The sequence below is a fragment of the Acinetobacter sp. 226-1 genome (assembly GCF_030329325.1).
GTDB classification, from domain to species: domain Bacteria; phylum Pseudomonadota; class Gammaproteobacteria; order Pseudomonadales; family Moraxellaceae; genus Acinetobacter; species Acinetobacter sichuanensis.
Map to the genome: position 1 here is coordinate 176,688 of NZ_JACANU010000002.1, position 26,074 is coordinate 202,761.

Sequence of the window (26,074 nt, forward strand, 5' to 3'; positions counted from 1 at the left end):
TAAGACTATTGTTTGGTATTTTCTCAATTTGTATTGCAAGGTTCATATTCATTTGTATGGATGGTGTCTCATTTTAAAGAAAGAGGATATTCTGCAAAAGAATAAAAAATTCTTTATTAGAAATAAAAGGCGAAGTTTCGTAGGATATTGAGATCAGCTTCGCTCAACGGTGACATCCATGTCTTATGTGATAGTGTTGTTTAGTTAAGTTTTAAATTTATCTGAATTTTTAGATTTTAATGGAAAATTGGATCAAAATTTTTATAAAAATAAAATAATACACCATGTACTAAAAATAATAGACAGAGCAACAAACTGTGCTGCGCTCCCCATGTCTTTTGCATTTTTTGAAAGTGGATGTTGCTCTAAAGAGATACGATCTACAACAGCCTCTAGTGCCGAATTAAATAATTCAACAATAATAGCAAAGAGGCAGACAGCAACCATTAATGCTTGTTCAATAGCACTAATATCTAAAAAAAAAGTGATTGGAATAAGAATAATATTTAAAAAAATAATTTGCCGAAAAGCAGCTTCATTTTGGTAAGCAGCTTTAAATCCAGCTAAAGAATAGCCTGTTGCATTTAGGATGCGTTTAAAACCAGTTTTACCTTTTTGGGGAGAATAGAGACTCATAAGTTTGGAAAATAATAAGAATAGTTTGAATTATCATAGTTTAAGCTTAAATGAGCATTAATTTGAATTTTACTGGCTTTTAAAAGAAAAAATTGCTCAATACGATTTGATGTATTGAGCAAAATAGATTATTTGAGAGATGGATCCGCTTTTTGATAGTTCGTTAAGGCTTTACGTCCTAAAGCAGGATCATCAGTAAATACGCCATCAACGCCTGCTTTAAAGTACATTTCAAACTCTTTTTCTGCACCAGATTCACAACGCTGAGCAGCATCAATTTCTGCTTGGCTACATTTTAAATTTGGTGCTAAAAAATGATTTTCAGGGCGGAAGGTATAAGGATGAACTTTTAAGTTAACAGCATGCGCATTTTTAACAAAGTCTGAAGGTGCAGTAAATGTGTCATTAAAAATATAAGGTTTCCATGGTCCAACACCATCTGCATATAACGAGACTGTTTTTAAACCTTGTGCTGTTGCCATGTCTGCATAAGTAGTTTGGTTTTTTTGTTCTTTAAAGTCAGCAGGTTGTGCTGTTTTGTCATCATAAAGTTGGATAATTTTTGCATGTTTCAAACTTTTATGTAGTGTAAGCTGGTCTTTTAAATATTTTAGATTGCTGACCTCAAATGATTGTAGATAAATAGGGGCAATATCACGTGTATATTCATATTTTGCTAATGTTTTGAGTAAATTATCTTCCATCGCCAAATTTTGTTTTTGGAAATAAGTTGGATGCTTAGTTTCAATATATAAACCAATAATTTTACCTGTTTTTTTATAGTTTTGATCAGCAAGTTCAATGATTTGCTCTAAGGTTGGAATGGCAAATTGATCATTATATTGAGTATTTGCTGGGCGTTCTTTAGGAATACGTTCACGTGCTTTAATTTGATTTAATTCACTTAAAGTAAAATCTTCGGTAAACCAACCTGTCAGTGATGTACCATCAATAATTTTGGTTTTTTTACGGTCAGCAAATTGACTAAGTGTACTGATATTTGATGTGCCACCAATTTCATTTTCGTGACGAGCAACTAAAACACCGTCTTTTGTTGATACGAGATCAGGTTCGATAAAGTCTGCACCATCATCAATCGCTTTTTGATATGAAGCTAAAGTATGCTCAGGACGTAAAGCACTTGCGCCACGATGTCCTACAATAATGATTTTAGGTTCTTGGTACTCGGTTTTAGGGGGCGATGAATAGTCATCATCATTGTCATCATTGCATGCGGTTAATGCTGCTAAAAGGCTGAAACTCAGTACAGTTTTTTTAATCATGATTCGCTCTATTGTTTTGTTTGTGTCATTGCAATGTGCTCGATCTTTTTTGCAGAATAATGAAAAAGTATTTTGAGTTACAAAAGATAATTTTTAAGTTTCTACATATTTTCTTCTTATTTCACTTTAAGCGCAGTTTTTCTGTTATTAGTTCTTGTTTTTTTTAGTTAAGTCACAGAATATCCATATAAATGGATTTCATTATAAAGACATTGCACCTTTATATTTATCTGATACAGAATCTAATCTGATGCTCTCAAAATTTTTTATTTTTCGTCCAATTTTTGCTTTTGTTCTTGCTATTTTCGTGATGGCAATTGGTTTTTTTGCATTATTAAATTTACCTGTTGAGCGTTATCCTGACATAGCACCACCACGTATTGCGATTAGTACAACATATTCGGGAGCAGATGCAGAAACAGTTGAAGAAAGTGTAACGCAAATTTTAGAGCAACAAATCAAAGGTTTAGATCATTTACTTTATTTTAGTTCAAGTAGTGATTCGACGGGGCGTAGTCGAATTAATATTAGTTTTGAAAATGGTACAGACCCCGATACAGCACAAGTTCAGGTTCAAAACTCGATTAATAGTGTGATTAATCGTTTGCCAGAAGATGTTCAACGGCAAGGTGTCAATGTTTTTAAATCGTTAGGCGATACTCATATGGTGATTGGGCTATATGATGAAAGTCGTCGTAGTAATAATATTGAGCTATCAGATTATTTGTCTGCACATTTAGAATCTGAGTTAGCGCGAGTTGAAGGGGTCGGTGAAGTAGATGTTTTTGGTTCACAATTTGCGATGCGTATTTGGCTAGATCCTAATAAACTCACACAATATAAGTTAATTCCTAGTGATATTCAAAAAGCTGTAGAAGCCCAAAATACTCAAGTAGCAGCAGGAGGAATTGGTGATTTACCAACAGCAGAAACACAGTATTTAAGTGCTAAAGTCACATCAGGGACACGCCTAAAAACGGTTGAAGAATTTAATGACATTATTGTGAAATCGACTCAATCAGGCGGTTTTGTTTATTTAAAAGATGTAGCACGTGTTGAAATTGGTGCTGAAAATTATCAAGCTTATAACACGATTAATGGTTTTCCTTCTGCTGGAATGGCAATTTCTTTAGCCTCAGGGGCGAATGCGATAGAAGCGTCGAAATTGATTGAGCAAACAGTTACGCATTTATCTAAGCAATTACCACAAGGCTATAAACTGGTCTATCCTCGTGACAACACACCTTTTGTGCAAGAGTCCATCAAAGAAGTCGTTAAAACTTTATTTGAGGCGATTTTGCTGGTCATTATTGTGATGTTTCTCTTTTTACAAAATTGGCGAGCGACTTTAATTCCAGCAATGACTGTACCAGTTGTGTTGTTAGGCACGATGGCTGTGTTATATGTTTTTGGGATGAGTATCAATACCTTAACTTTATTTGCTTTGGTTTTGGCGATTGGTTTGTTGGTTGATGATGCCATTGTTGTTGTTGAGAATGTTGAGCGATTAATGCATGAAAAGGGTTTGGATGCCAAACAAGCTTCTATTGAGTCTATGCAGGAAATCAGTGGTGCTTTGATTGGGATCACACTAGTTTTAACAGCTGTATTTGTTCCAATGGCATTTTTTGGCGGTTCTACAGGTGTAATTTATCGGCAGTTTTCAGTGACGCTGGTGACCGCTATGGCAATTTCATTGGCTGTGGCATTGATTTTAACACCTGCGTTATGTTCTTTGATGTTAAAACCGACTGTAAAACCTTACCACTGGGCAGTACGTTTTAATAATTTCTTAGAGACTATAAAAAATAAATATATTGCTGTTGCACAAATAACGATTCAACATAAATTAATCACTTTAGTTATTGCTATAGGTTTAATTGGCACTTTTACATTAATTTATAAGGCTTTACCAACGAGCTATTTACCCAGTGAAGATCAAGGCACACTAAGCTTACAAATTACTTTACAAGATAATGCACCAATGTCTAAAGCGATTGAGGTTGGTGAAAATGTTCGACGTTATTTTTTAGAGCATGAAAAAGAAAATGTTGATTTGGTGATGTTGCGTTATGGACGTAATCGTGCAGGAACGGGACAACATTTAGCACAAGGTTTTGTTAAGTTAAAACCTTGGGATGAGCGTACAGGTCAAGCAAATAGTGCAACGGCTATTCGTGAGCGTGCAAGTCAATACTTTCGTAAAAGCAATATAGCTGCTTCAGTGATGATCAATATGCCTCCTGTGGTGAATGGTTTAGGAGATACCAATGGCATTGCAGTTTGGTTTCGTGATATTGATGGGCAAGGTCGTGATGCTTTAGCACAGAAATTTAATGCCTTAAAAGAAACATCACAACATGCGATGCATTATGAAAATTTAGATAAAAAAGCCTTACCTGATAAAGCAAATTTACAAGTTAAAATTGATCAAAAAGCAGCAATGGCATCAAATTTGTCGCTTACTGATATTAATAGCACCATGTCAGCAGCGTTGGGAAGTAAGTATATTAATGATTTTATTGATCGTGGTCGGATTAAAAAAGTCATTATGCAAGGTGATGCTCCTTATCGTGCCAAACCTGAAGATTTACAGTATTGGTCAGTGCGTAATAGTTTGAATGAAATGGTGCCATTTAGTAGCTTTTCTGAGGTCAGTTGGTCAGGCGCACCTGAAGTTGTTAATCGTTTTAATGGTTATGCTGCACTGGAGCTAGAAGCAGATAAGGCAAAAGCATCAAGTACAGGTCAAGCTATGCAAGAAATTGATGATCAAGTCAGTCAAATTTCGGGTGTAGATTTGGCATGGAGTGGTGTTGCTTTTGAAGAAAAGCAAACGAGTAATCAGGCATTATTATTATATTTAGTCTCGATTGGCTTTATTTTTTTATGCTTAGCAGCACTTTATGAAAGTTGGTCTATTCCAACAGCAGTGATGAGTGCTATTCCTTTAGGGATTGGCGGTAATATTTTATTTAGTTATTTTGCTGGTTTTCCAAATGACATTTATTTTCAAATTGCACTGCTCACCACAATTGGTCTATCGTGCAAAAATGCCATTTTAATTGTTGAGTTTGCTGCATTAGCCCAAGAAAAAGGGCAAAGTGTTGTACAAGCTGCTTTAGAAGGAGCAGGGCTTCGTTTACGTCCAATTTTAATGACTTCACTGGCATTTGGTGCGGGTATTGTACCTCTGGTTTTTGCTTTTGGTGCAGGTGCAGCAAGTCGCCAAGAAATTGGTGTGAGTGTTTTAGGTGGTGTTATTTTTGGTACGGTATTAGTTCTTGTTTTTATTCCATTTATGTATGTTATGGTACGTTCAATTTTTAAGTTAAAAGCAAAAACATAATCAATTTTTCACGATAAAATTTTAAAAATTGCTCACTTTGATGGGCAATTTTTGCTTTTATCGTCAATTCATGTGAATTTGTTTGCTTTACCAAAAGCGAGCATTTTATGATGTAGCAAAATAATGAGTGTTATCGGTATGCAATTATCTTCTCAACTTATTGTTAATTTAGAACAAGCCATTCAAGATCATAATATTGAGGAGATTAAGCGTTTAATTAAACAGGTCAATCATGCGGATCTTGCTGATGTATTGGCAACATTAAGCTTTGATCTTCAAGTAAAATTAATTGAATATTTACCACATGCAGCTTATGTTTTTGAATTTTTAAGTTTAGAGCAGCAGCTTGAGATTGCAGAGCAATTACCCATATCTCAGTTAGTACAATTAATTTCTGAAATGCATTCGGATGATCGTACAGATTTATTTAAAGCATTGTCTAAAAACCTAAAAAATGAAGTATATGCTCAATTAGACCCTCAGATACAACAACAAATTCAACAACTTGCTCAATATGCTGAAGAGTCAGCAGGGGCAATAATGAGTTCAGATTTTGTGGCTTTGTCACCAAATTTGACCATACCACAAGCCATTGAACAGATTCGTCAGCAAGCGTCTGACCGTGAAACCTTATATCTTATTTATATTGTAGATCAAGCCTCAAAGTTGTTGGGCGTGGTGTCTTTACGTGAAATTATTTTAGCGGAACCTACAAAGCGCATAGCAGATATTATGACGACTGATTTGGTGGTGGGGTCAGTACATGAAGATCAAGAGAGTATTGCGCAAAAACTTAGTCATTATGATTTTATTGCATTGCCTATTTTAGATGATGAGCAACATTTATTAGGAATCGTCACCTATGATGATGCGATGGATGTCGCACAAGAAGAAATGACGGAGGATTTTTTAAAATCTAGCGCAGTCAGTAGTTCACCCAAAATGAGCATTAAAACCGCTCCCATTTTTTTCTTATATAAAAAACGCGTATTTTGGTTGGTGATTTTGGTATTTGGTAGTTTGTTATCTGGAATTGGGATTTCACACTTTGAAGATATTATTTCAGCCAATATTGTTTTGGTGTTTTTCTTGCCTTTATTGGTGGGCAGTGGAGGAAATGCAGGCTCTCAATCAGCAACTTTAATGGTACGTGCGCTTGCAATGGGAGATGTACAATTAAAGGATTGGATGTATTTAATTGGACGCGAAACTTTAGTGGCTCTATGTCTAGGCGGCACGATGGCATTTGCTGTGTCTATTTTGGGTTATATCCGAGGTGATGCAATGGTCGCATTGGTTCTAGCATTGAGTATGATGGGGATTGTCTTATTAGGCTGTTTGATTGGAATGAGTTTACCCTTTATTTTAAATCGCTTAAAACTTGATCCTGCAAGTGCGTCAGCACCGTTAGTCACGTCTATTTGTGATGCGACAGGGGTTATTGTCTACTTATTTATAGCGTCTATTTTACTGGGGCAAGTTGCTGTATAAACATAGATAAAATTGAAAGTTAAATATTAAATTCATACACAATATACGGAATTTAATCGTTATGATTTTAATGTAAGATTTGGATTAGGTTATTACTCAAACATGAGCACAGAAAAAAAACTATCAACTCAAGAAGTCATTCGACTTGAACGTGATTTAGCCAAATTTGCCAATATGATGGATTCTGTTGTACGTATTCCATTTACCAAGCAGGGAGTAGGAGCTGATGCCGCACTGAGTACAATTCCTGTTGCAGGTGATGTTGCTGGGTTTGTATTGACCTGTTATGCGATTTATAAAGCCAAACAATTGGGTGTACCACAAACGAAATTAAATGGTGTGATGAAATTGGCTGTAATGGATGCGGTTGTCGGTTTTGTGCCAGTTGTGGGGACAGTATTTGATATTTTTATCCGTCCTAGCCGTAAAGCTTTAGATGTTGTGCATGAGCATATTCAGACTGAATATCAAATTAAAACAGAAGATCATGTGATTCATCCATTTTTACATGAACGTCTCGAACAAAAACAACAAAATTCGGCATTTTGGCGTAATCCTGTTGTGGCTTGGTTTTGGTTACATATTCCTGATCTTTTAGGCATATTTGTCTTAATCATGATTGGCTTGGCAATGTGGTTGGGTTTAACCATGCTGTGGGATTGGTATCAAGCGTGGAAAGCGCATTCAGCATAAAATCTTAAATAGATCGAATAGATTGGAAAATATTTGAGTTGTTGAAAAAATAAAGCCTTAATAAGTTAAGGCTTTATTGTTAAATTTTGGAACGTAGTGATTAAATTACGGTACATTCAACTGACGTAAGGCAGCGACACGTTGTTCAATACTAGGATGTGTTTGGAATAAAGCAGCTAAACTAAAGCCTTGTTCTTTACCTTCAGTAATGGCAAAGGCTTTCATTTCTTTAGGCATTTGATCAGGCATTTCTGATTCTGATTGCAAACGAAGTAAAGCAGAAATCATCGCTTCTTTACCTGCTAAACGTGCACCTGCTTCATCCGCACGATATTCACGGTGGCGAGAGAACCACATCACAATCGCAGATGCTAAAATACCAAAGACAATATCTAATACAATCGTAATGACAAAATATGCAATTCCTGGTGCTTCACCATCTTCACGACCAAAAATATTACGGTCAATAAAGTCACCAACAACACGAGCAAAGAACATGACAAAGGCGTTCACTACACCTTGGATTAAAGATAGAGTGACCATGTCACCATTTGCAACGTGACCAATTTCATGTGCAATAACAGCACGTAACTCATCTTTATTCATACGTTCTAATAAACCAGATGAAACAGAAACAAGCGCATTGTTTTTGTTCCAACCTGTTGCAAAAGCATTAGATTGATAAGATGGGAAAATACCTACATCTGGCATTTGAATACCAGCGCGTTGAGAAAGTTGAGCAACCTCTTGGAGTAACCAGACTTCAGCTTGATTACGTGGAGCATTAGGATCAATTAATTCTGTACCTGTTGTTTTTAACGCCATCCATTTAGACATGAACAGTGAGATGAGAGAACCCACCATACCAAAGACAAAACAGATAACCATTAGGTTGCCTAAGTTTAGACCGCCAGCGCCGTGGTAACTACCAACACCTAAAACAGATAGGATAATGCCAGCTACAACCAGTACCGCGAGGTTGGTAAGCAAAAACAAACCAATCCGCATCATCGAGAAAATCCTCATAATAATAAAATAATGTGATTTATAAATTATAAACCTATGGGGAATATGAGGATTAATATGTGAAAATTCAAGAAGAATTGAAAAAATCTATACCCATTAATTTGCTTTGATTCTGCAATGAGTAGAGTGAAGTGAGTAAAATAGTCAAAATAATTCGACTATTTTTCAGTATTTCTCTTATCAAGAGAAATACTTTTATTTTTAGATTATTTATTTAAGAAATCATTGTAAACGTAGTTTTTAATTGGATATATAGATGCGTGCAGAAGCTGTTGCATTATTGGTCGAATAAGAACCCGCAGGAGCATCAGTAAAAGTACCATCACTTGCAACAATAATCTGTCGTTGTGGGTATTTAGGTGTTGTAACCGTTGTTTCACTGTTTGAATTGTAGTTGTTGGATTGGGCGATCACTTGACCTTGAGGTGCTGTATTGTTGCTATTACTGGTTGAACTCGTGCTAGCACTTAACCCTGTTCCATTTGAATACAAATTATTATAACGACTTGAAACACGTCTTACATAATCTTGGGTTTCACGAAATGGCGGAATACCGCCATATTTATCAACATTACCTTCACCAGCATTGTAGGCTGCTAGGGCTAAATTGGTATTGCCTTTAAAGCGTTTTATCAGCCAACTGAGATATTTAGCACCACCGAAAATATTTTGTTGCGGATCATAAGAATTAGAAACATTAAAACGGCGTGCAGTTGCTGGCATTAATTGCATCAAGCCTTGAGCACCTACAGGTGAGCGTGCATTTGCATTAAAGCCTGATTCAGTATGCATGACGGCTTTAATTAGACCCTCAGAAACTCCATGTGTTGCGGCTGCTTGTTTAATAATATGGTCATATGCATTTTTATTACGGTTATAGCTTGGTAAAACGGATGCTTCAGAGCTTCCCCAGTTGCTATAACTGTGAATATTACTGTCTGGATAATAAGTGACTTTCACTTTTTGTAATGAGCTATCTGAACTTTTTTTGTTGGTCAGTAAAGTGCTTCCTTGTTGGTCTTTATAAATATAAATTTGCCCAGCAAAGCTTGATGATGTCAATACACTAAAACTGATACAACCTAACAAAAAAGTAGATCTGCGGATGAAATTTTTCATTGTAATATTATATTTTTCCCCAATTCTTTTGGAGTTTAACAAAGTTCATCATGAAGTAAAACCTTGAATTGATTTTTATCAAGACAAATAGAAAAAATCAAGTGCTATTTGATTTGCATTTAAGCAAAAAAAAAATTAATTTTTTTTATTTAAAGATCACTTGACTATTGTAAGGCATTGAAAAATATTCAAAAAAATAGTTGGTTAAAAAATGATCAATTTAAATAAAAGCTCCATTTATTCGGCGCTACCCTTTGTCAAGCCCTAAACAATCCACAGTTTTATCCACAGCTTTTGTGGAAAACTGTGGAAAAGTCCAAAAGATAAGCGTTTGGGCGAATATTTAACCATGACTGCTTATTTTATACCTTGCTATAAGACAGATGAATGACAAAATCGCATAATTGTAAAAAACAAAAATCTTTAGATGTTATATAAACGCAAATCGGCTAAAATCAGGCAGCATTTTTTTATGGGTAATTCTCCTCTATGTACTCGCCAATTGAGTCTGATCAAGGATTTAATTTCAAACCAGAGCTTCCTACAAGTTCAGCTTATTATCGTTTATTAAAAAAACTTCGTCGTCAGGTAGGTCACGCCATTCGTGATTTTAAAATGATTGAAGAAGGTGATAAGGTCATGGTCTGTGTATCTGGAGGAAAAGACAGCTACACATTACTGGATATCTTGTTGCAGTTTAAACGTATTGCGCCGATTAATTTTGATGTGGTTGCAGTCAACTTAGATCAAAAGCAACCAGGCTTTCCTGAAGATGTTTTACCACGTTATATGGAAGAAAATAACATTCCATATTATATTTTGGAAAAAGACACTTACAGCATTACAAAACGTTTAACACCAGAAGGTAAAACGTATTGTGCGGTATGTTCTCGTTTGCGTCGTGGTTCTTTATATGGCTTCGCACAAGAAATTGGTGCAACAAAAGTGGCATTAGGTCATCACCGTGATGATATTTTGGCAACTTTTTTCTTGAACCTCTTTCATGGTGGTAGTTTAAAAGCCATGCCACCAAAATTATTGTCATCTGACAAAAAGAATATTTTGATTCGTCCTTTGGCTTATGTTGAAGAAAAGGACATTATTAAATATGCAGAAATGCGTAAATTCCCAATTATTCCATGTAACTTATGTGGTTCACAGGAAAACTTACAACGTGCTATTTTAAATGATATGTTGCGTGACTGGGATCAAAAATATCCAAAACGTTTACATAGTATTTTTGGTGCTTTACAAAACGTTTCGCCATCACAACTTGCAGATCGTGACTTATTTGATTTTGAAAAATTAGATGAAGAGCGTGAGTTTGATATGAAATGTGACACTGAAGAAATGAAAAACCGTTTGGATGTAGTAAATTTAAGCTTTGCTGCTGATTGATCTTTTTTGCTAATAAATTGATCGAAAAGGGCATTCATATTTATTTGAGTGCCTGATTTATAAAAATAAAACGATAAAATCAATAAAAATAGAATAACCAGTACAAAAAACTTTAGCCCAAATAGAAATTATCGTGTTATAACCTTTAGCAAGCGAAATGCTTCATGATGTTGTTTGGATAGACAACACGATAAATGAATAAATAATTTTGAGGAATGAACATGCCTGCATTTTTAACTGATGATTGGTTTGCAACTGTAGAAAAATTGACTGCTGAAGCTGGTGATCTGAATTTACCACCTGCATTGGCAAATCTTGCAATTAACCTTGTGGTTGCTGATGATAATGGTAATACTGAATTATCTTTAGATGGCGGTAAAATTGTAAAAGGTTTATCTCCAAATGCAAAAACAACTTTGAATATGGATGGCGAAACACTTCGTAAAGTATTCCTAGAGTTTGATATGGCTGCTGCAATGCAAGCATTCATGACTGGTAAAATCAAAGTTCAAGGTGATATGTCTCAGTTGATGGCATTACAAACGGCTAAACCAAGCCAAGAGCAAAAAGATTTATTCAAGCGTGTACTTGAGCAAACAGCTTAAGCTGCGTTAAAACAAAAAAAAGCTTACATTGATGTAAGCTTTTTTTTATTTGGGATAAATATACTCTGAACTATTAAATTGTCATCAAGTCAGGTGTATTTTTAATATGTTCTAAATACGCTCGGATACGCGTGACATATTGAAGCGCCTGCTTGTAACGACCATTACGTGTTTGGTGGCGTGTTAAATAGTTATAAAGATTCATCCAATCATTCGGATCTTTACCTTGAGCTTTGATGCGTTTTTGAATGGCATCAACAGCACCCGGTCCCATATTATAGGCAACTAATGCATACCAATGACGGTCAGGAGTATGTATATAGTTATAACGATTCAACATTTGATTAAAATATTTTGCGCCACCTTGGATGCTCTGACTTGGGTCAGTTCGGTTAGAAACACCCATTTCACGTGCTGTTGCATGAGTCAGCATCATTAAACCACGAACTCCTGTAGGAGAAACAGAATTTGGTTTTAAATATGACTCTTGATAACCAATGGCTGCGAGCAAATGCCAATCTAGACCATATTGTTGTGCTGAGCGTTGAAAACTGGCTTTATAAATAGGAAGTCGAACACTTAAATCGCGTTGAATAATATTCCAATCATCTTTTTTCAACAAATTACGGTTGTAAAATGAAGCCAGTTGTTGGATAGAACCATTTTGCTTACTTTGACAAACAAAACCACTTGCGGCTTCTGTCAAAGGGTCATCAGCATGTTTAAAAACCCAATTAATTTCGGTATTTAAACCATTCTTTTTTAAGCTATTTAAGTCACCACAAGTAGCAGAAAAAGAGGTTAATTTCTTTGCTTCAATACGTTCAGTCGATGCTGTTGTAATGGCAAAATTTGCTTTTCCCTGCGCAATCATTTTTAAAGCTGTGGCATTGTCTGCAACTGTTTTAAAATCTAATTGCACATTTAAATTTTGTGCATAGCTATGCGCTAAATCATAACCAAAACCATGTTTATATTGACCATCTTTAAACACGATTGTTGGCATTGATACGGCTACAACAGTCAATTTGTTGCTGTTGACAACACTATTGTATTGGTTAACTTTAGTGGCATTAATACTATGAAATGGAATAAATGCACTAGCCAGAACCAAAGCTTTTAATGGGAGAGTGGAAAAAAAAGAATCGAGCTTTAACCTCGATCCAGATGTTGAATTACTGTGCATGTTGTCTCCGCTACTAGTAATTTATGCCCTCAAAAGACAAAGCCAGTACGACTCAAGACTTTCTTAAGTTGATAAATTCAATAAGGGTGGGCAGGCATGGACGTCATTCAAAAAATGACATATGGGAAATTAGGATTGTGTAGTAAAACTACATAGTATAAAAAATAGGCAACCTAAAACATGTGCGAATAATAAAGTTGAAAATTTAAAATGTCAAATTTTGTACTGAGATTATTTAATTTGTGTAACATAATGGATTGATTTGGTTAGTGAAAAAAATTTATATACTTATTTTGTGTGGAAAACGAGAATTTCCTATTTCAAAATGTAAAGTTATGCTGTTGAAGTAAAGGGATGACATCATGAAATCGAACTTAATTACCCGAACAGGGCATGATCAATTAGTTGCTGAATTACAACGTTTATGGCATGAAGAACGTCCTGAAATTACCCAGAAAGTGAACTGGGCTGCAAGTCTCGGTGATCGTTCTGAAAATGCAGATTATCAATATAATAAACAAATACTTAGGAAGATTGATAGACGTGTTCGATATTTAGGAAAACGTTTAGAAGAATTAAGGATAATTGATTTTTCTGTGGAACAAGAGGGCAAAGTTTATTTTGGAGCTTGGGTGGAAATAGAGAATGATGAAGGGGAGAAGAAAAAGCTTAGAATTGTTGGGGTCGATGAAATTTATGATCATCATCCTCAAAATATTTCTATAGATTCACCTATGGCACGGGCACTACTTGCTAAACAAGTGGATGATGAAGTTGAAGTATTAACCCCATCAGGCAAAAAAAATTGGTATATCAACTCAATTGAATATGAAAAGCCTGAAAAATCATCTAAATAGTGGTATTTGATTTTATTTTGTACACTTGGTTCAATATTTTTATAAAAACATTTGCCAAATTGATTTTTTATTTATATGATAGCCGCCATTGGAAGCGTGGCAGAGCGGTTTAATGCACCGGTCTTGAAAACCGACGAGGGTGCGAGTCCTCCGTGAGTTCGAATCTCACCGCTTCCGCCAAATATTTTAAAGACCCTTGATCATTCAAGGGTCTTTTTTTATTGTGAAAATTTAATCAATAAAAATTTTTACAATTGAAGTTTTAATGTTAGAAACTTAATTTCCTTATTTTTTCCATGTTTTTTAAAAAGTAAAAATAACTCTGATGAGATAGAGCTAAAGTTGAAATAATTCATTTTATTAAGCTAAATCAGTATGATTGTAACGATAAAAAACAACAGGATTTATCATAATTTTATAAAAATTACAGGTATTGCTTAAAATATTTTTTGGCAAAAAACATCATTTTTAATCAGTAGACTATGTTTATTACAATTGACGAATATTTGATCTCATTTTAAAAGTAGAAGATGAAGTTATATCTATATCTTAAAAACTCATAACTTCTTAACATGCTAGAAAAATAACGTTAAATTAAGGAAAGATCATGTCTGTTTTAAATATTCCACAAGCTATTCCTGCAATGATTCCGCGCACTTTATTCAATGCAGAGCATGAACAATTTCGTCAAACGGCACGTCGTTTTTTTGAAACTGAAATTGCACCACATCGTGAAAAATGGGAAGAACAACAGCACATTGATCGTCATCTTTGGAATAAAGCGGGTGAGTTAGGTCTTTTATGTTGCACTATGCCAGAAGAATATGGAGGTTCAGGTGTAGATCGCTTGTATTCGATGATTTTAATGGAAGAACAAGCTCGTGTGGGAGATTCTTCGTCAGGTTTTTCCTTACATTCAGATATTGTTGCAAACTATTTAAATAATTTTGGTAATGAAGAGCAAAAGCAACACTGGTTGCCAAAAATGGCAACAGGTGAAGCAGTAGGTGCAATCGCAATGACTGAACCGGGTACGGGTTCGGACTTACAAAGTATTCGTACCACAGCAGTGGAAGATGGTGACGATTATATTATTAATGGTTCCAAGATTTTTATTACGAATGGTTATCTATCTGATATTGCTGTCGTTGCAGTCAAAACAGGTAAAAGTGAAAATGCTGCTCAAAATGTTTCTTTAATCATTATTGAAGCTGATCGAGAGGGTTTTACTAAAGGTAAGCCGTTAAAAAAAGTCGGTATGCATGGTCAGGACACCTGTGAATTATTTTTTGACAATGTGCGTGTACCAAAAAGTAATTTGCTTGGTATGGAAGGCATGGGTTTTATCATGCTCATGAAAGAACTGGCTTGGGAACGCATGATGATTGGGATTATCTGTGCAGCAGGTGCTGAAAATGCTTTAGCAAACACAGTGGAATATACTAAACAGCGTAAGGCATTTGGTAAGCCTATTTCAGTATTTCAAAATACGCGTTTTAAACTGGCTGAAATGCGTGCTGAAGTGCAAATCGCTCGTACTTTTGTAGATCAATGCATGCAACAAGTCCTGAAAAATGAATTGTCGATTGAAGCAGCATGTACAGCAAAATATTGGGTGTCGGACTTGGCGTGTAAAGTTGTTGATGAATGTGTGCAATTACATGGTGGCTATGGCTATATGTTGGAATATCCAATCGCACGCGCGTACTTGGATATGCGTCCAAACCGTATTTATGGTGGAACCAATGAAATCATGAAAGAGTTGATTTCACGGACGATTTGATAAAGAAATGATTAGAGCACTTACAAACCATAAGCTTGATCACTAATCAGATAGTTAATTCATATTGAATGTCCCTTCTCTTGCGCCATATATGGCTCAGGGAGAAGGTTAGGATGAGGGGATTCTTTTGTAAAACCTCTCCCTTGCGAAGCAGTGCTTCTCATCTCCTGAGAGAAGAGGGAACTTTTATTGTTAATTCGTGATTGATCGCTCGGTTTAGGTAAAAGCTTTATAGGTAATAGTAAAACAACAAGATCAGATTAGGGATTGAAAATGTCAGAATTACGTTTTGATGGGCGCGTTGCCATTGTCACAGGTGCAGGCGGTGGATTAGGTCGCCAACATGCACTGACCCTTGCAGCTCGTGGCTGTAAAGTAGTGGTCAATGATTTAGGTGGTGGCGCTCATGGTTCAGGGCAGTCATCTTCTGCAGCCGATAAAGTGGTTGAAGAAATTCGTGCCGCAGGCGGTGAAGCGGTTGCCAACTATGACTCAGTAGAAAATGGTCAAGCCATTGTACAAACCGCATTAGATCATTTCGGCACAGTCGATATTGTCATTAACAATGCAGGCATTTTACGTGATGTCAGTTTTGCCAAAATGACGCAGCAAGATTGGGACTTGATCATGCGCGTGCATTTGAATGGTACGGAAAGCGTGTCACATGCGGCTTGGCCAATTATGCGTGAAAAAGGCTATGGTCGTATCATCATGACCACGTCTGCGGCTGGGATTTACGGTAACTTTGGTCAAGCCAACTACTGTGCGGCAAAGTTGGGAATTCTCGGACTTGCCAATTGCTTAGCGGAAGAAGGGCGCAGTAAAAACATTTTCGTCAATACCATTGCACCTTTAGCAGCATCCCGATTGACTGAAACAGTGATGCCACCTGATTTATTGGCATTGCTCAAACCTGAAGCGGTCAGTCCGTTAGTAGCTTGGTTGGCGCATGAAGACTGTAAGGAAAATAAAGGCTTATTTGAAGTTGGCGCAGGTTTTATAGCCAAACTGCGTTGGGAGCGTACAGAAGGTTATATTTTCCCCAATAAACGCCAATTCGATATTGATGATGTTGCACGTCATTGGGATAAAATCACTGATTTCACAGAATCGACTCATCCGACTTCGACCACAGAATCATTCACGCCAATTCTTGAAGGTATCAATCATCCTAACTTAGGGGGGAATGAATTTATCGATTTGGATGTGGCGTCAAAAGCTAAACTTGAAATTGAATCATCCTACGATGAGCGTGATTTATCCTTATATGCTTTGGGTATTGGCGCAGCGCAAAATCCACTCGACAGTTCTGAACTTGCCTATGTCTATGAATTGGGCAGTGAATTTCAGGCATTTCCAACCTATGGTGTGATGCCACAAATGAATGCTATGTTACAAATGGCAAAACAAGGCGTGACACTTCCGGGAATGAATTATGGTTTTGACCGAGTGTTGCATGGTGAGCAATATACTGAAATTAAACGACCTTTACCGCCACATGCCAAGTTACAACATACATTCACCTTAAAAAGTGCGTATGACAAAGACCCAAATGCGGTGGTGACTTTTGCGATTTCGTCCAAAGATGAAAATGGGGAAGAGCTCATTTACAACGAAATGACGGCATTCGTACGTGGTGCAGGTGGTTGGGGCGGTGAGCGTGGTGATTCAACCGAGCAAAATGTTGCTCCTGACCGTGAACCTGATGCGGTAATTGAAGAAAAAACCGATGTCAATCAAACACTTTTGTATCGTTTATCAGGTGACTGGAATCCACTGCATGCAGACCCTGCATTTGCCAAAGCCTTTGGTTTTGATCGCCCAATTTTACATGGTTTATGTACTTTTGGTTTCAGTGGTCGCCATGTAATTAAAGCATTTAGCAATAATGATGGTCGTTATTTCAAGAGCATTAAGGTGCGTTTTGCCAAGAGCGTCTATCCGGGCGATACCTTGGTCACCAAGATGTGGAAGGAATCCGACACCAAAATCATTTTCGAAACTTGGGTTAAAGAACGTAATGAAGTGGTGATTAAAAATGCTGCCATTGAATTGTATACGGAAATTCCAACGGCAAAAGCCAAGCCAAAAGCAGCTCAGGATGCGGCAGCATCTGCGCAAGTTCAAGCATCGGCTGAACCTGATCGCCTCATTGCCAAAGATGTATTTAAAGTGATTGGCGAATATGTTGCACAACACCCTGAATTGGTCGATAAAACTAAGACGTCATTCTTATTCAAACTGAAAAACCCTGATTCGGTTTGGACATTGGATCTTAAAAATGGTGCAGGTTCATGTACGCAAGGCGATGCTGGCAATGCAGATGTGACATTGGAAATGGATGAAGAACATCTTGAAACAGTGGTGACCAGTTCACTTGCCGATGTGCAGAAGTTGTTCTTCGGTGGTCAGCTTAAAATTGGTGGCAATGTCATGGCGTCCAATAAGTTGATTGTCCTGCAAGAAATTGATGCTAAATTATTTACCGAAGCAAAAAATCAACGCCTCGCGAGTGCAGGCAGTTCAGATTCAGCTAATGTTGATGCAACACCATCGGTCAATACCGAAATCACCCTTGCAGATGTCTTTACTGCGGTCAATCAACATATTCAGTCCAAAGCAGATATTGTTGATAAAACCAAAACTTCATTCTTATTCAAGATTAAAAATCCTGACTCAGTCTGGTTTATTGACCTGAAAAATGGGGCAGGCAGTGCGGGTGCAGGCGACATTGCCAATCCTGATGTGACGCTTGAGTTGGATGAAGAACATATTCCAACCGTATTTGGTGGTGACCTTGCTTCTGTACAGAAATTATTCTTCGGTGGTCAGTTGAAAATTGGTGGCAATGTTATGGCGTCCAATAAACTAACCGTATTGCAGGATATGGACAAGAAGTTGGTCGATCAAGCTCGTGATGCACGTGTGGCTTCAGGTGCAACGACAACGACTACCTCAACGAGCAATGCAACGCCTAAAGTTGCCAAAGCGCCTGAAATTTTCAATGCTTTGAAAAATCGTTTACAGGGTGAAAGTAACAGTAGCCATTCTTATCAGTTCAATATCACAGAGCCGAATGAGTCTTGGACGGTGAATTTAGCTAATGGCAGTGTCACGCAGGGCAATGATGCCAATGCCGATGTGACCTTAACTTTGAGTGATCATCATTTGGCGGAGTTGGTGGCGAATCAGCGTGAGATTCGCGACTTGTATCAGCATGGTGAGGTCAAAGTGAATGGTGATATCCGATTGGTTCATCAGATGCAATTCCTACAAGGTTTAAGCAATTAATCCATCTCAATATAAATGAATAAAATCATCGCATTTTCTACAAAAGGATAATTTGAAAATGCGATACATTGGAGAATAAGAAATGAAAAGACGTGTCAATGTAATTGGTGTCGGCATGACCAAATTTGCCAAACCGGGTGCCAGTGCTGAATATTATGAAATGGCGAAAGAAGCAGGGCAAAATGCACTGAAAGATGCAGGCATTAACTATAATGAAATTGAGCAAGTATTTGCAGGTTATGTTTATGGTGACTCAACCTGTGGACAGCGTGCGGCTTATGAGTTGGGTTTAACGGGCGTACCCATTGTCAATGTCAATAACAACTGCTCAACTGGTTCGAGTGCTTTGTATTTAGCACGTCAGGCGATTGAAGGTGGATTGGCTGAATGTGTACTTGCATTGGGCTTTGAAAAAATGGAAAAGGGCGCGTTGGGTGCAAAATTCAATGACCGTGAACCGCCAATGGGGCAACATGCCCAAGTGATGTTAGATGTACAAGGCTTCAATTCAGCACCGCCTGCTGCGCAAATGTTCGGTGGCGCAGGTCGTGAATATCGTTGGTTGCATGGCACCAAAAAAGAAACCTTTGGACAAATTGCAGTAAAAGCCCGAAAACATGCCAGTCAAAATCCATATGCTTTATTTGGGCAAGTGCTGTCTTTAGATGAGATCATGGCATCTGATGAAGTTTTTGATCCTTTAACCCGTTTCCAATGTTGCCCTCCAACTTGTGGTGCAGGTGCAGTCATTCTTTGTTCAGATGAATTTGCCAAAAAACATGGTATTTCCAACCCTGTTTATATTGCAGCGCAGTCGATGACCACAGATTATGCCTCAAGTTTTGAAGAAAAAAGCATGATCAAAATGGTCGGTTACGACATGACCAAACAAGCTGCGAAACAAGTCTATGAAGCAGCAGGCGTAGGTGTGGAAGATGTCGATGTTATTGAACTGCATGATTGTTTTACGGCGAATGAATTGCTGACTTACGAAGCTTTGGGTTTATGTCCTGAGGGTGAAGCGGAAAAATTCATTTGGGATGCTGACAATACCTATGGTGGAAAATATGTCACCAATCCATCTGGTGGGCTATTGTCCAAAGGTCATCCACTCGGTGCAACAGGCTTAGCACAATGTACCGAACTGGTTTGGCAACTCCGTGGTACAGCAGGCAATCGTCAGGTTGAAAATGCCCGAATTGCTTTACAGCATAATCTTGGCTTGGGTGGTGCATGCGTCATTACCATGTATCGTCGTGACTGAAATGTGGTTGAAATGAGTTGTTATGACATGGAATTGAGTTGAAATGATATAGAAGATTGTGCTCAAAAGAGTACAATTTTGTTTAGGACATCACACTTATTCAAATAAATAGATAGGATGAAGCTATGGGCATTTTACAGAAACTTATAAAATCCACCGTATATCATGAGCCATTACCCATTCGTCGTGATGTACGATTTGATTTACCAGCCGATCGTATTGCGGACTGGCATACTTCGGCGGGACCAATTTTTACCGCATTGTTAAATACATTTTCAATTGTTTTGCCTATTGGTGAGCGTTTCTTTATTGATGCTGTGCGTGCGCATCGAGATCTAGTGCAAGACCCTGATTTGCAAAAAGCAGTGACTGCTTTTATTGGTCAGGAAGCGATGCATGGTCGTGAGCATGAAGACTATAATAGTGCTTTGTTTGATCGAAATACCATTGCGCCAAAATTTGAAGCTTTTGTTTTGGATATTTTTGGTTTAATCAAAAAGCATACACCAGAATATTTTTGGCTGAGTGCGACAATTGCATTAGAACATTTTACTGCACTATTAGCAGATTCTGTGTTGCAAATTCCTGAACTCTTTGATGGTGCTGAAGAAAATTATGCCAATATTTGGCGTTGGCATGCCTTTGAAGAAACTGAACATAAAGCCGTTGCTTTCGATGTGTGGAATACTGCCATGGGACATGGACCTTATGCCTACGCAGTTCGTAGTTTAGGTTTAGTACTTGCAACGATTGTATTTTGGGGGCTTGTACTACCAGTTTTTACTAAGATCGTGATGGATGAGAAAAAATTAACTGATCTTTCTAGTTGGCGTAAAGCGTACAAATATACGTTTGGTGAAGTGGGCGCTTTAAGAAAGCAATTGGGTAATTATATTGATTATTTCCGTCCTAATTTTCATCCTTGGGATCATGCTAATCGTGACAAAATGCTTGCAATGCAAGATCTGATTTATAAATTGGCTGATGAATCAGTGAAAAATAAAAAGGTCTAATGCGTTCAATACAAAGATATCAAGGACATTTTAAGTCTTAAATCAAGTTTACTTAACTTTTGAATCCACAGATGTAAAAATGCATTAAAAAAGCCAGTCAGTTTGCACCGACTGGCTTTTTATTTACTTGATAAAAAAGTAAATTATTTTTCTACACCAGCTTCTTGACCAGCATATTTAGCATTTGCATAGTCCCAGTTCACTAAGCTTTCTAGGAAAGTAGAGATATATTTAGGACGTGCATTACGGAAGTCGATGTAGTAAGCGTGTTCCCAAACGTCAATTGTGAGTACAGCAACTTTACCATGAGCAAGTGGAGTATCAGCATTTGAAGTTTTAAGGATAGAAAGGTCGCCATTTACTTTGTCAGCAACTAACCAAGCCCAACCTGAACCAAATTGAGTTGTTGCAGCAGCAGCAAATTCTTCAGCGAATTTTTCGTAAGAACCGAAAGCTTCATCAATTTTAGCAGCTAAAGCGCCAGTCGCTTTACCGCCACCATTTTTAGCCATACAGTTCCAGTAGAAAGTGTGGTTCCAAACTTGAGCAGCATTGTTGAAAACACCTGCTTTAGATGCATCGCCTGCAACAGCAGTGATGATTTCTTCTAAAGATTTACCTTCAAGGTCTGTACCAGCAATGAGGTTGTTTAAGTTAACAACATAAGTGTTGTGGTGTTTATCGTGGTGAAACTCTAAAGTTTCTTTGCTGATGTGCGGAGCGAGGTCATCATAACCATATGGAAGCGCAGGTAAAGTGATAGTTGTCATGTTTTAAATTCCTTGCATTTTGCTGGGTTTTAACATTAAGTGGCTTTATTGTAATAGATTCTTCAAATAATTGCGCAGCTTGTTAAATAACAATACACAATTTATTTCGATTTAATACGTATAAAGAAAATGTTAAAAAACAGCCATTATTTTTGGCAAAAAAGCTTTCTATTTGAATGTTTTTATGTTCATTCAAATTTAACTTTTGAGCCGCCATTAAATCGGATTATTTAATTCGAAATAACTATACTCAATATTGAAGTGTTCTGAAATAGCTTTGCCTAATCGTTGTACGCCATAACGCTCAGTTGCATGATGCCCACAGGCAAAATAATGTACATTTAACTCTTGTGCTTCATAAAAAGTACGTTCACTCACTTCACCTGAAATATAAGCATCACAATTCATTGCCGCGGCTTTAGAGATAAAATCTTGCGCGCCACCTGTACAAAAGCCTATTTTTTGAATTTGGGTCTTTTCAGCAGGCAAATGAATCGCATCAAAACCCAATTTTTCAGAAACATAATTTTTAAATTGATCTGGTGACATTGCAGTTTTTAGATCACCAATATTACCTATTGGGTTGCGTTCAGTTGGGTCAAGTGCTTCTAAATTTTCTAAATCTAAAATTTCAGCAATGGCTGCGTTATTGCCAAGTGTTGGATGTGAATCTAAAGGAAGATGATAAGCCAATAAAGAAATATCATTTTTAATCAATGCTTTAATTCGTTTTCCACGCATACCCGTAATTGGGTAAGGTTCACCTTTCCAAAAATAGCCATGATGAACCAAGAGAAGATCAGCTTTTTGTTCAATGGCTGCATTGATGGCATCTTGTGATGCAGTAACCGCACAAAGAATTTTTTTGACTTCGGTATTTCCTTCGATTTGTAAACCATTAGGAGCATAGTCTTTAAATTCATGCGTTTTTAAAGTTTGGTTACACCATTGGATTATTTCATTTAAATTTGCCATATGACTCTGATTAAATTGAGTGAAAATTAAAGTTTTTAACTTAGATGATATGGGAATGTACATTGCTGAGTTTGATTATATGAAATATAAATCATGACTAAACAAAGATCGGGTTAAACCTAACTGTAAATTGTAACTAAAGCTGAACAAAACTCTTTGTGTTTTTTAGGTTTATTTATTGAATTAGATTACAATATTGAAAATACTTTCACATCAATGAATTAAAAAATTCTGAAGAGGAGCGAAAAAGTGCGCCGCACCTTTACATGGCTACCTTGGGTGTTACTCATCCTAGTAATTATTAGTTTTGCTGTATGGCAAAAATTACAACAACCAAAAGCACCAATTGCATCAGATGGTGTAAAAATGCCAGCTGAAAAGGTTGAGCCATTAGTCGATACATCTCGTACGGGTGGTGTGGTTTCCTATAATGCTGCGGTAAAAGTCGCAGCGCCAGCAGTGGTTAATATTTTTACAACACAAAAAGTAAAACAAAATCATCCATTGTTAAATGATCCTGCATTCCGTGAGTTTTTTGGTAATCAAATTCCTGAACAGTCTCAAGGGCAAAATGAAAATAGTTTAGGTTCAGGCGTGATTGTTCGTCCTGATGGTTATATTTTGACGAATAATCATGTAATTGCACAAGCAGATCAAATTGTGGTTGCATTGCAAGATGGTCGTCGGGCTGAAGCCAAAGTCATTGGAACTGATCCTGATACAGATTTGGCTGTTATTAAAATTGAATTAGAGAGTTTGCCTGTATTACCGTTTAAACTCAGTGGTAATGAAGTCGGTGATGTTGTTCTTGCGATTGGTAATCCTTTTGGTGTGGGGCAAACCGTTACACAAGGTATTATTTCTGCAACAGGTCGTTCTGACTTAGGAATTAACACTTATGAAGACTTTATTCAAACAGATGCAGCTATTAACCCTGGAAACTCTGGTGGGGCATTGATTGATGTTGCAGGTAATTTGATTGGGGTAAATACTGCGATTTTCTCACAATCAGGTGGTTCTTTAGGCATTGGTTTTGCGATTCCTGCAAAAATTTGTCAACAAGTTTTAAATTCTATTTTAAAAGATGGTCGAGTAATTCGTGGTTGGTTAGGAATTAGTTTAGTTCCACCAGCGCAAGTCGATGTTCTTGCTCCACGTCAAACAGGTGTAGTGGTTGCAGACGTACTGAAACAAGGACCTGCTGCCGATGCTGGCTTAAAAATTGGCGATCGCATTGTTAAAGTCAATGATGAAGTGATTACTTCAACATCACATTTGATTAATTACGTTGCTTTACAAGCACCAAATTCACATATCAAAGTTGAAGTTGTACGTGGACAAGAAACACTTGATTTAAATGTGAAAGTGGGTGAACGTCAGATTGAGCAAACTGATTCACAATATATTCCTTTGCCTAAACGCTAAGATTACATAGTGTAAAAAGCCCTGATTTTTCAGGGCTTTTTGTTGGCTTTTAAATTGCTATCTCACGATTTGTTTGGTCTTCTAAAGCATTTATGTTAAAAAATTAACCATAAAATGCGATGAATGAACTGAAAATGAAAACAATTGGTTTACTTGGTGGAATGAGTTGGGAATCTTCAGATATTTATTATCAACAACTCAATCGTAAAATTCAGCAGTCATATGGGGGGTTACATTCTGCAAAAGTGATTTTAAGTAGTGTTGATTTTCATGAAATTGAACAATTACAAAGAGAAAATCGTTGGGATGAAGCAGGGCAATATCTTGCAAAACTCGCAATGCAGTTGGAACTCGCTGGCGCAGAGGTGATTGCGCTATGTACCAATACGATGCATAAAGTTGCTGAACAAATTGAAAGTGCAGTTCAAGTCCCTTTTTTACATATTGTCGATGCAACCACTCAAGTCATCAAAAAACAAAATATTCAACGTGTGGGTTTATTGGGCACTGCATTCACTATGCAGCAAGATTTTTATAAGGCTAGACTCATTGCACAAGGCATTGAGGTTTTAACGCCGACACTTGCTGATCAAATGATTGTTCATGATGTCATTTATCAGGAATTATGTCGTGGCAAAATAAATGCATCATCTAAACATGAATATTTAAGGATCATTCAAACGATGTTGCAGCAAGGCGCTGAAGGTATTATTTTGGGGTGTACGGAAATTGGTTTGTTGATTCAGCAGCAAGATTTGCAAGTCCCTATTTTTGATACTACACATATTCATGTTGATGCTTTGGTTGAGTTTTCTTTATCGAATTAATTTTTATAAATGATTATTTTTAAAATAAAAAACCAGTGGCGAGCACTGGTTTTTTTGATTAAAAAATTAAAATTATGCTTGTTGAATACCGCCAACGAGCCAGTCTTGTGTAGAACCTGCTGGTTTAACAAAATGCCAAATTTCAGTAAAAGGCACAGGTTGACTATTTAAGTCTTCACTCACTGTACCTGTAAAACGAACACTGACAATGTATTGTCCATTTTCAGTTGCAGAATCTGTCACCATTGCATTTAAATTAGAGAATTCAGCAACGTCTTGATCTTGATTTGCCATGATATCGCTATACATAGACTGATAAAGATCTGGTGTTAAATAACGTTGAATTTCACTAATATTACTTGCTGTATTCATAGACTGAATATGGTTGAAGCGTTGACGTGCGATACGTAAAAATGCCGCAGGTTCAGTACCATCTGGAAGTTGATTGCCACTTTGTGTTGATGCAGAACCAAACGGTGCTTGAGTTGCTGCACCACCTGCCACCGACTGACCAAAAATATTGGTATTGTCTTGGTGATTTGGTGCAGTTGATTTACCAAAAGGAGCGTTTGTTGGACCTGCATTATTTGGTGCGTATGGATTAGTTGCTGCTAATTTTTTTTTTGCACCAAATTTACGGAACAAGAAGAAAGCACCACCCGCAATGAGAATGAGCCAGATCCAACTTGGGATTCCACCTTTTTCCTCTTCTTGCTGAGCAGCAGCTTGTTGTTTTGCTAACTCTGCATCATTGGTTTGTGCTTGGTGATTTGTATTGTTGTCATCTGCCATTGCATTTGCGGCAATTGCACCCACTGCTGCACCTGCAACACCAGCAGCAACCATTTTACCTACACCAGAACCTGACTTCTGTTGAGTATTTTGAGCAGGCATCGGTTGTTGTACAGGCGTAGCTTGTCGTGGTTGTGAATAAGACTGACTTGGCGTAGCGGAACGGCTCATGCCATGACTTTTACCACCACCTGCTCGTTTAGCTTCTGCTAAAGGTGCAACCACCAATGCTGCCATTAATACACCAGCCATTAAACTACGCTGTCGAACTTCCATTGCGTTTTCCTATTC

20 protein-coding genes and 1 tRNA gene are annotated in these 26,074 nt (G+C 37.2%); 13 read left to right on the forward strand and 8 right to left on the reverse strand.

The window, feature by feature from the left end; translation table 11 throughout:
- Positions 1-261: 261 nt before the first annotated feature.
- Positions 262-636 carry a diacylglycerol kinase gene (locus tag HX124_RS04295; RefSeq protein WP_107007042.1) on the reverse strand — a complete coding sequence of 125 codons (375 nt, stop codon included), beginning with the start codon at positions 634-636 and terminating at the stop codon, positions 262-264.
- 128 nt (positions 637-764) lie between these two features.
- Positions 765-1,919, reverse strand: coding sequence for a glycerophosphodiester phosphodiesterase (locus HX124_RS04300; protein WP_286382053.1), 1,155 nt, complete (start codon positions 1,917-1,919; stop codon positions 765-767).
- Between the two features lie 250 nt (positions 1,920-2,169).
- Here HX124_RS04300 and HX124_RS04305 point away from each other — a divergent pair, with 250 nt between their 5' ends.
- The 3 genes from HX124_RS04305 to HX124_RS04315 all read left to right on the forward strand — a co-directional run bounded on the left by HX124_RS04305 (position 2,170) and on the right by HX124_RS04315 (position 7,452).
- Positions 2,170-5,268 carry a multidrug efflux RND transporter permease subunit gene (locus HX124_RS04305; RefSeq protein ID WP_286382054.1) on the forward strand — a complete coding sequence of 1,033 codons (3,099 nt, stop codon included), beginning with the start codon at positions 2,170-2,172 and terminating at the stop codon, positions 5,266-5,268.
- Between the two features lie 138 nt (positions 5,269-5,406).
- Complete coding sequence (mgtE, locus tag HX124_RS04310) at positions 5,407-6,759, forward strand: magnesium transporter (protein WP_286382055.1); 1,353 nt, start codon at positions 5,407-5,409, stop codon at positions 6,757-6,759.
- Between the two features lie 102 nt (positions 6,760-6,861).
- Positions 6,862-7,452 (forward strand): DUF4112 domain-containing protein, encoded by a 591-nt coding sequence (locus HX124_RS04315; protein WP_286376714.1) that lies wholly within the window; start codon positions 6,862-6,864, stop codon positions 7,450-7,452.
- 105 nt (positions 7,453-7,557) lie between these two features.
- On the opposite strand, the gene htpX is transcribed toward HX124_RS04315, so the two are convergent.
- A complete protein-coding gene (gene htpX, locus HX124_RS04320; protein WP_107007047.1) occupies positions 7,558-8,463 on the reverse strand; it encodes a protease HtpX in 906 nt (301 codons plus the stop codon).
- A 255-nt stretch (positions 8,464-8,718) separates the two neighbouring features.
- Positions 8,719-9,597, reverse strand: a complete 879-nt coding sequence (locus HX124_RS04325; RefSeq protein WP_286382056.1) for a lytic transglycosylase domain-containing protein — start codon at positions 9,595-9,597, stop codon at positions 8,719-8,721.
- A gap of 489 nt (positions 9,598-10,086) precedes the next feature.
- Between HX124_RS04325 and ttcA the strand changes: the two genes are divergently transcribed.
- Together ttcA and HX124_RS04335 are read left to right on the forward strand one after the other, a co-directional pair.
- Positions 10,087-10,995 carry a tRNA 2-thiocytidine(32) synthetase TtcA gene (ttcA, locus tag HX124_RS04330; RefSeq protein WP_107007049.1) on the forward strand — a complete coding sequence of 303 codons (909 nt, stop codon included), beginning with the start codon at positions 10,087-10,089 and terminating at the stop codon, positions 10,993-10,995.
- A gap of 221 nt (positions 10,996-11,216) precedes the next feature.
- On the forward strand, positions 11,217-11,600 hold the full coding sequence (locus tag HX124_RS04335; protein ID WP_286376716.1) for an SCP2 sterol-binding domain-containing protein: 384 nt from the start codon (positions 11,217-11,219) through the stop codon (positions 11,598-11,600).
- A 73-nt stretch (positions 11,601-11,673) separates the two neighbouring features.
- Here the strand turns inward: HX124_RS04335 and HX124_RS04340 are convergent, their stop codons facing one another.
- Positions 11,674-12,786: a transglycosylase SLT domain-containing protein gene (locus HX124_RS04340; protein ID WP_286382057.1), complete on the reverse strand. Its 1,113-nt coding sequence runs from the start codon at positions 12,784-12,786 to the stop codon at positions 11,674-11,676.
- A gap of 362 nt (positions 12,787-13,148) precedes the next feature.
- On the opposite strand from HX124_RS04340, the gene greB reads away from it, so the two are divergent.
- The 6 genes from greB (at position 13,149) to HX124_RS04370 (ending at position 20,994) form a co-directional block, all read left to right on the forward strand.
- Positions 13,149-13,643, forward strand: a complete 495-nt coding sequence (gene greB, locus HX124_RS04345) for a transcription elongation factor GreB (RefSeq protein ID WP_107007052.1) — start codon at positions 13,149-13,151, stop codon at positions 13,641-13,643.
- Positions 13,644-13,733: 90 nt separating this feature from the next.
- Positions 13,734-13,823: transfer RNA gene (locus HX124_RS04350), tRNA-Ser, on the forward strand.
- Positions 13,824-14,250: 427 nt separating this feature from the next.
- Positions 14,251-15,426 carry an acyl-CoA dehydrogenase family protein gene (locus HX124_RS04355; RefSeq protein WP_286382058.1) on the forward strand — a complete coding sequence of 392 codons (1,176 nt, stop codon included), beginning with the start codon at positions 14,251-14,253 and terminating at the stop codon, positions 15,424-15,426.
- Positions 15,427-15,699: 273 nt separating this feature from the next.
- Positions 15,700-18,717 carry a peroxisomal multifunctional enzyme type 2 gene (locus tag HX124_RS04360; protein ID WP_286382059.1) on the forward strand — a complete coding sequence of 1,006 codons (3,018 nt, stop codon included), beginning with the start codon at positions 15,700-15,702 and terminating at the stop codon, positions 18,715-18,717.
- An 82-nt stretch (positions 18,718-18,799) separates the two neighbouring features.
- A complete protein-coding gene (locus HX124_RS04365; RefSeq protein WP_286382060.1) occupies positions 18,800-19,981 on the forward strand; it encodes a lipid-transfer protein in 1,182 nt (393 codons plus the stop codon).
- Between the two features lie 125 nt (positions 19,982-20,106).
- Positions 20,107-20,994: a metal-dependent hydrolase gene (locus HX124_RS04370; RefSeq protein WP_107007055.1), complete on the forward strand. Its 888-nt coding sequence runs from the start codon at positions 20,107-20,109 to the stop codon at positions 20,992-20,994.
- 143 nt (positions 20,995-21,137) lie between these two features.
- Here HX124_RS04370 and sodB read toward each other — a convergent pair whose 3' ends face one another.
- Positions 21,138-21,764 carry a superoxide dismutase SodB gene (sodB, locus tag HX124_RS04375; RefSeq protein ID WP_107007056.1) on the reverse strand — a complete coding sequence of 209 codons (627 nt, stop codon included), beginning with the start codon at positions 21,762-21,764 and terminating at the stop codon, positions 21,138-21,140.
- Positions 21,765-21,980: 216 nt separating this feature from the next.
- A complete protein-coding gene (locus tag HX124_RS04380; RefSeq protein ID WP_286382061.1) occupies positions 21,981-22,739 on the reverse strand; it encodes a Nif3-like dinuclear metal center hexameric protein in 759 nt (252 codons plus the stop codon).
- Between the two features lie 249 nt (positions 22,740-22,988).
- Between HX124_RS04380 and HX124_RS04385 the strand changes: the two genes are divergently transcribed.
- Together HX124_RS04385 and HX124_RS04390 are read left to right on the forward strand one after the other, a co-directional pair.
- Complete coding sequence (locus HX124_RS04385; RefSeq protein ID WP_107007058.1) at positions 22,989-24,164, forward strand: S1C family serine protease; 1,176 nt, start codon at positions 22,989-22,991, stop codon at positions 24,162-24,164.
- Positions 24,165-24,298: 134 nt separating this feature from the next.
- The gene (locus tag HX124_RS04390; RefSeq protein ID WP_286382062.1) at positions 24,299-24,991 is read left to right on the forward strand and encodes an aspartate/glutamate racemase family protein; all 693 of its coding nucleotides are present in this window, start codon (positions 24,299-24,301) and stop codon (positions 24,989-24,991) included.
- Between the two features lie 72 nt (positions 24,992-25,063).
- Here the strand turns inward: HX124_RS04390 and HX124_RS04395 are convergent, their stop codons facing one another.
- Positions 25,064-26,059 (reverse strand): Tim44 domain-containing protein, encoded by a 996-nt coding sequence (locus HX124_RS04395; RefSeq protein ID WP_286382063.1) that lies wholly within the window; start codon positions 26,057-26,059, stop codon positions 25,064-25,066.
- Positions 26,060-26,074: the final 15 nt, after the last annotated feature.

What these genes read in the sequence shown, in the direction of transcription:
- HX124_RS04295 (WP_107007042.1), bottom strand. Translation starts at nt 636, where the DNA reads ATGAGTCTCTATTCTCCCCAAAAAGGTAAAACTGGTTTTAAACGCATC.
- HX124_RS04300 (WP_286382053.1), bottom strand. Translation starts at nt 1,919, where the DNA reads ATGATTAAAAAAACTGTACTGAGTTTCAGCCTTTTAGCAGCATTAACC.
- HX124_RS04305 (WP_286382054.1), top strand. Translation starts at nt 2,170, where the DNA reads ATGCTCTCAAAATTTTTTATTTTTCGTCCAATTTTTGCTTTTGTTCTT.
- mgtE (WP_286382055.1), top strand. Translation starts at nt 5,407, where the DNA reads ATGCAATTATCTTCTCAACTTATTGTTAATTTAGAACAAGCCATTCAA.
- HX124_RS04315 (WP_286376714.1), top strand. Translation starts at nt 6,862, where the DNA reads ATGAGCACAGAAAAAAAACTATCAACTCAAGAAGTCATTCGACTTGAA.
- htpX (WP_107007047.1), bottom strand. Translation starts at nt 8,463, where the DNA reads ATGATGCGGATTGGTTTGTTTTTGCTTACCAACCTCGCGGTACTGGTT.
- HX124_RS04325 (WP_286382056.1), bottom strand. Translation starts at nt 9,597, where the DNA reads ATGAAAAATTTCATCCGCAGATCTACTTTTTTGTTAGGTTGTATCAGT.
- ttcA (WP_107007049.1), top strand. Translation starts at nt 10,087, where the DNA reads ATGTACTCGCCAATTGAGTCTGATCAAGGATTTAATTTCAAACCAGAG.
- HX124_RS04335 (WP_286376716.1), top strand. Translation starts at nt 11,217, where the DNA reads ATGCCTGCATTTTTAACTGATGATTGGTTTGCAACTGTAGAAAAATTG.
- HX124_RS04340 (WP_286382057.1), bottom strand. Translation starts at nt 12,786, where the DNA reads ATGCACAGTAATTCAACATCTGGATCGAGGTTAAAGCTCGATTCTTTT.
- greB (WP_107007052.1), top strand. Translation starts at nt 13,149, where the DNA reads ATGAAATCGAACTTAATTACCCGAACAGGGCATGATCAATTAGTTGCT.
- HX124_RS04355 (WP_286382058.1), top strand. Translation starts at nt 14,251, where the DNA reads ATGTCTGTTTTAAATATTCCACAAGCTATTCCTGCAATGATTCCGCGC.
- HX124_RS04360 (WP_286382059.1), top strand. Translation starts at nt 15,700, where the DNA reads ATGTCAGAATTACGTTTTGATGGGCGCGTTGCCATTGTCACAGGTGCA.
- HX124_RS04365 (WP_286382060.1), top strand. Translation starts at nt 18,800, where the DNA reads ATGAAAAGACGTGTCAATGTAATTGGTGTCGGCATGACCAAATTTGCC.
- HX124_RS04370 (WP_107007055.1), top strand. Translation starts at nt 20,107, where the DNA reads ATGGGCATTTTACAGAAACTTATAAAATCCACCGTATATCATGAGCCA.
- sodB (WP_107007056.1), bottom strand. Translation starts at nt 21,764, where the DNA reads ATGACAACTATCACTTTACCTGCGCTTCCATATGGTTATGATGACCTC.
- HX124_RS04380 (WP_286382061.1), bottom strand. Translation starts at nt 22,739, where the DNA reads ATGGCAAATTTAAATGAAATAATCCAATGGTGTAACCAAACTTTAAAA.
- HX124_RS04390 (WP_286382062.1), top strand. Translation starts at nt 24,299, where the DNA reads ATGAAAACAATTGGTTTACTTGGTGGAATGAGTTGGGAATCTTCAGAT.
- HX124_RS04395 (WP_286382063.1), bottom strand. Translation starts at nt 26,059, where the DNA reads ATGGAAGTTCGACAGCGTAGTTTAATGGCTGGTGTATTAATGGCAGCA.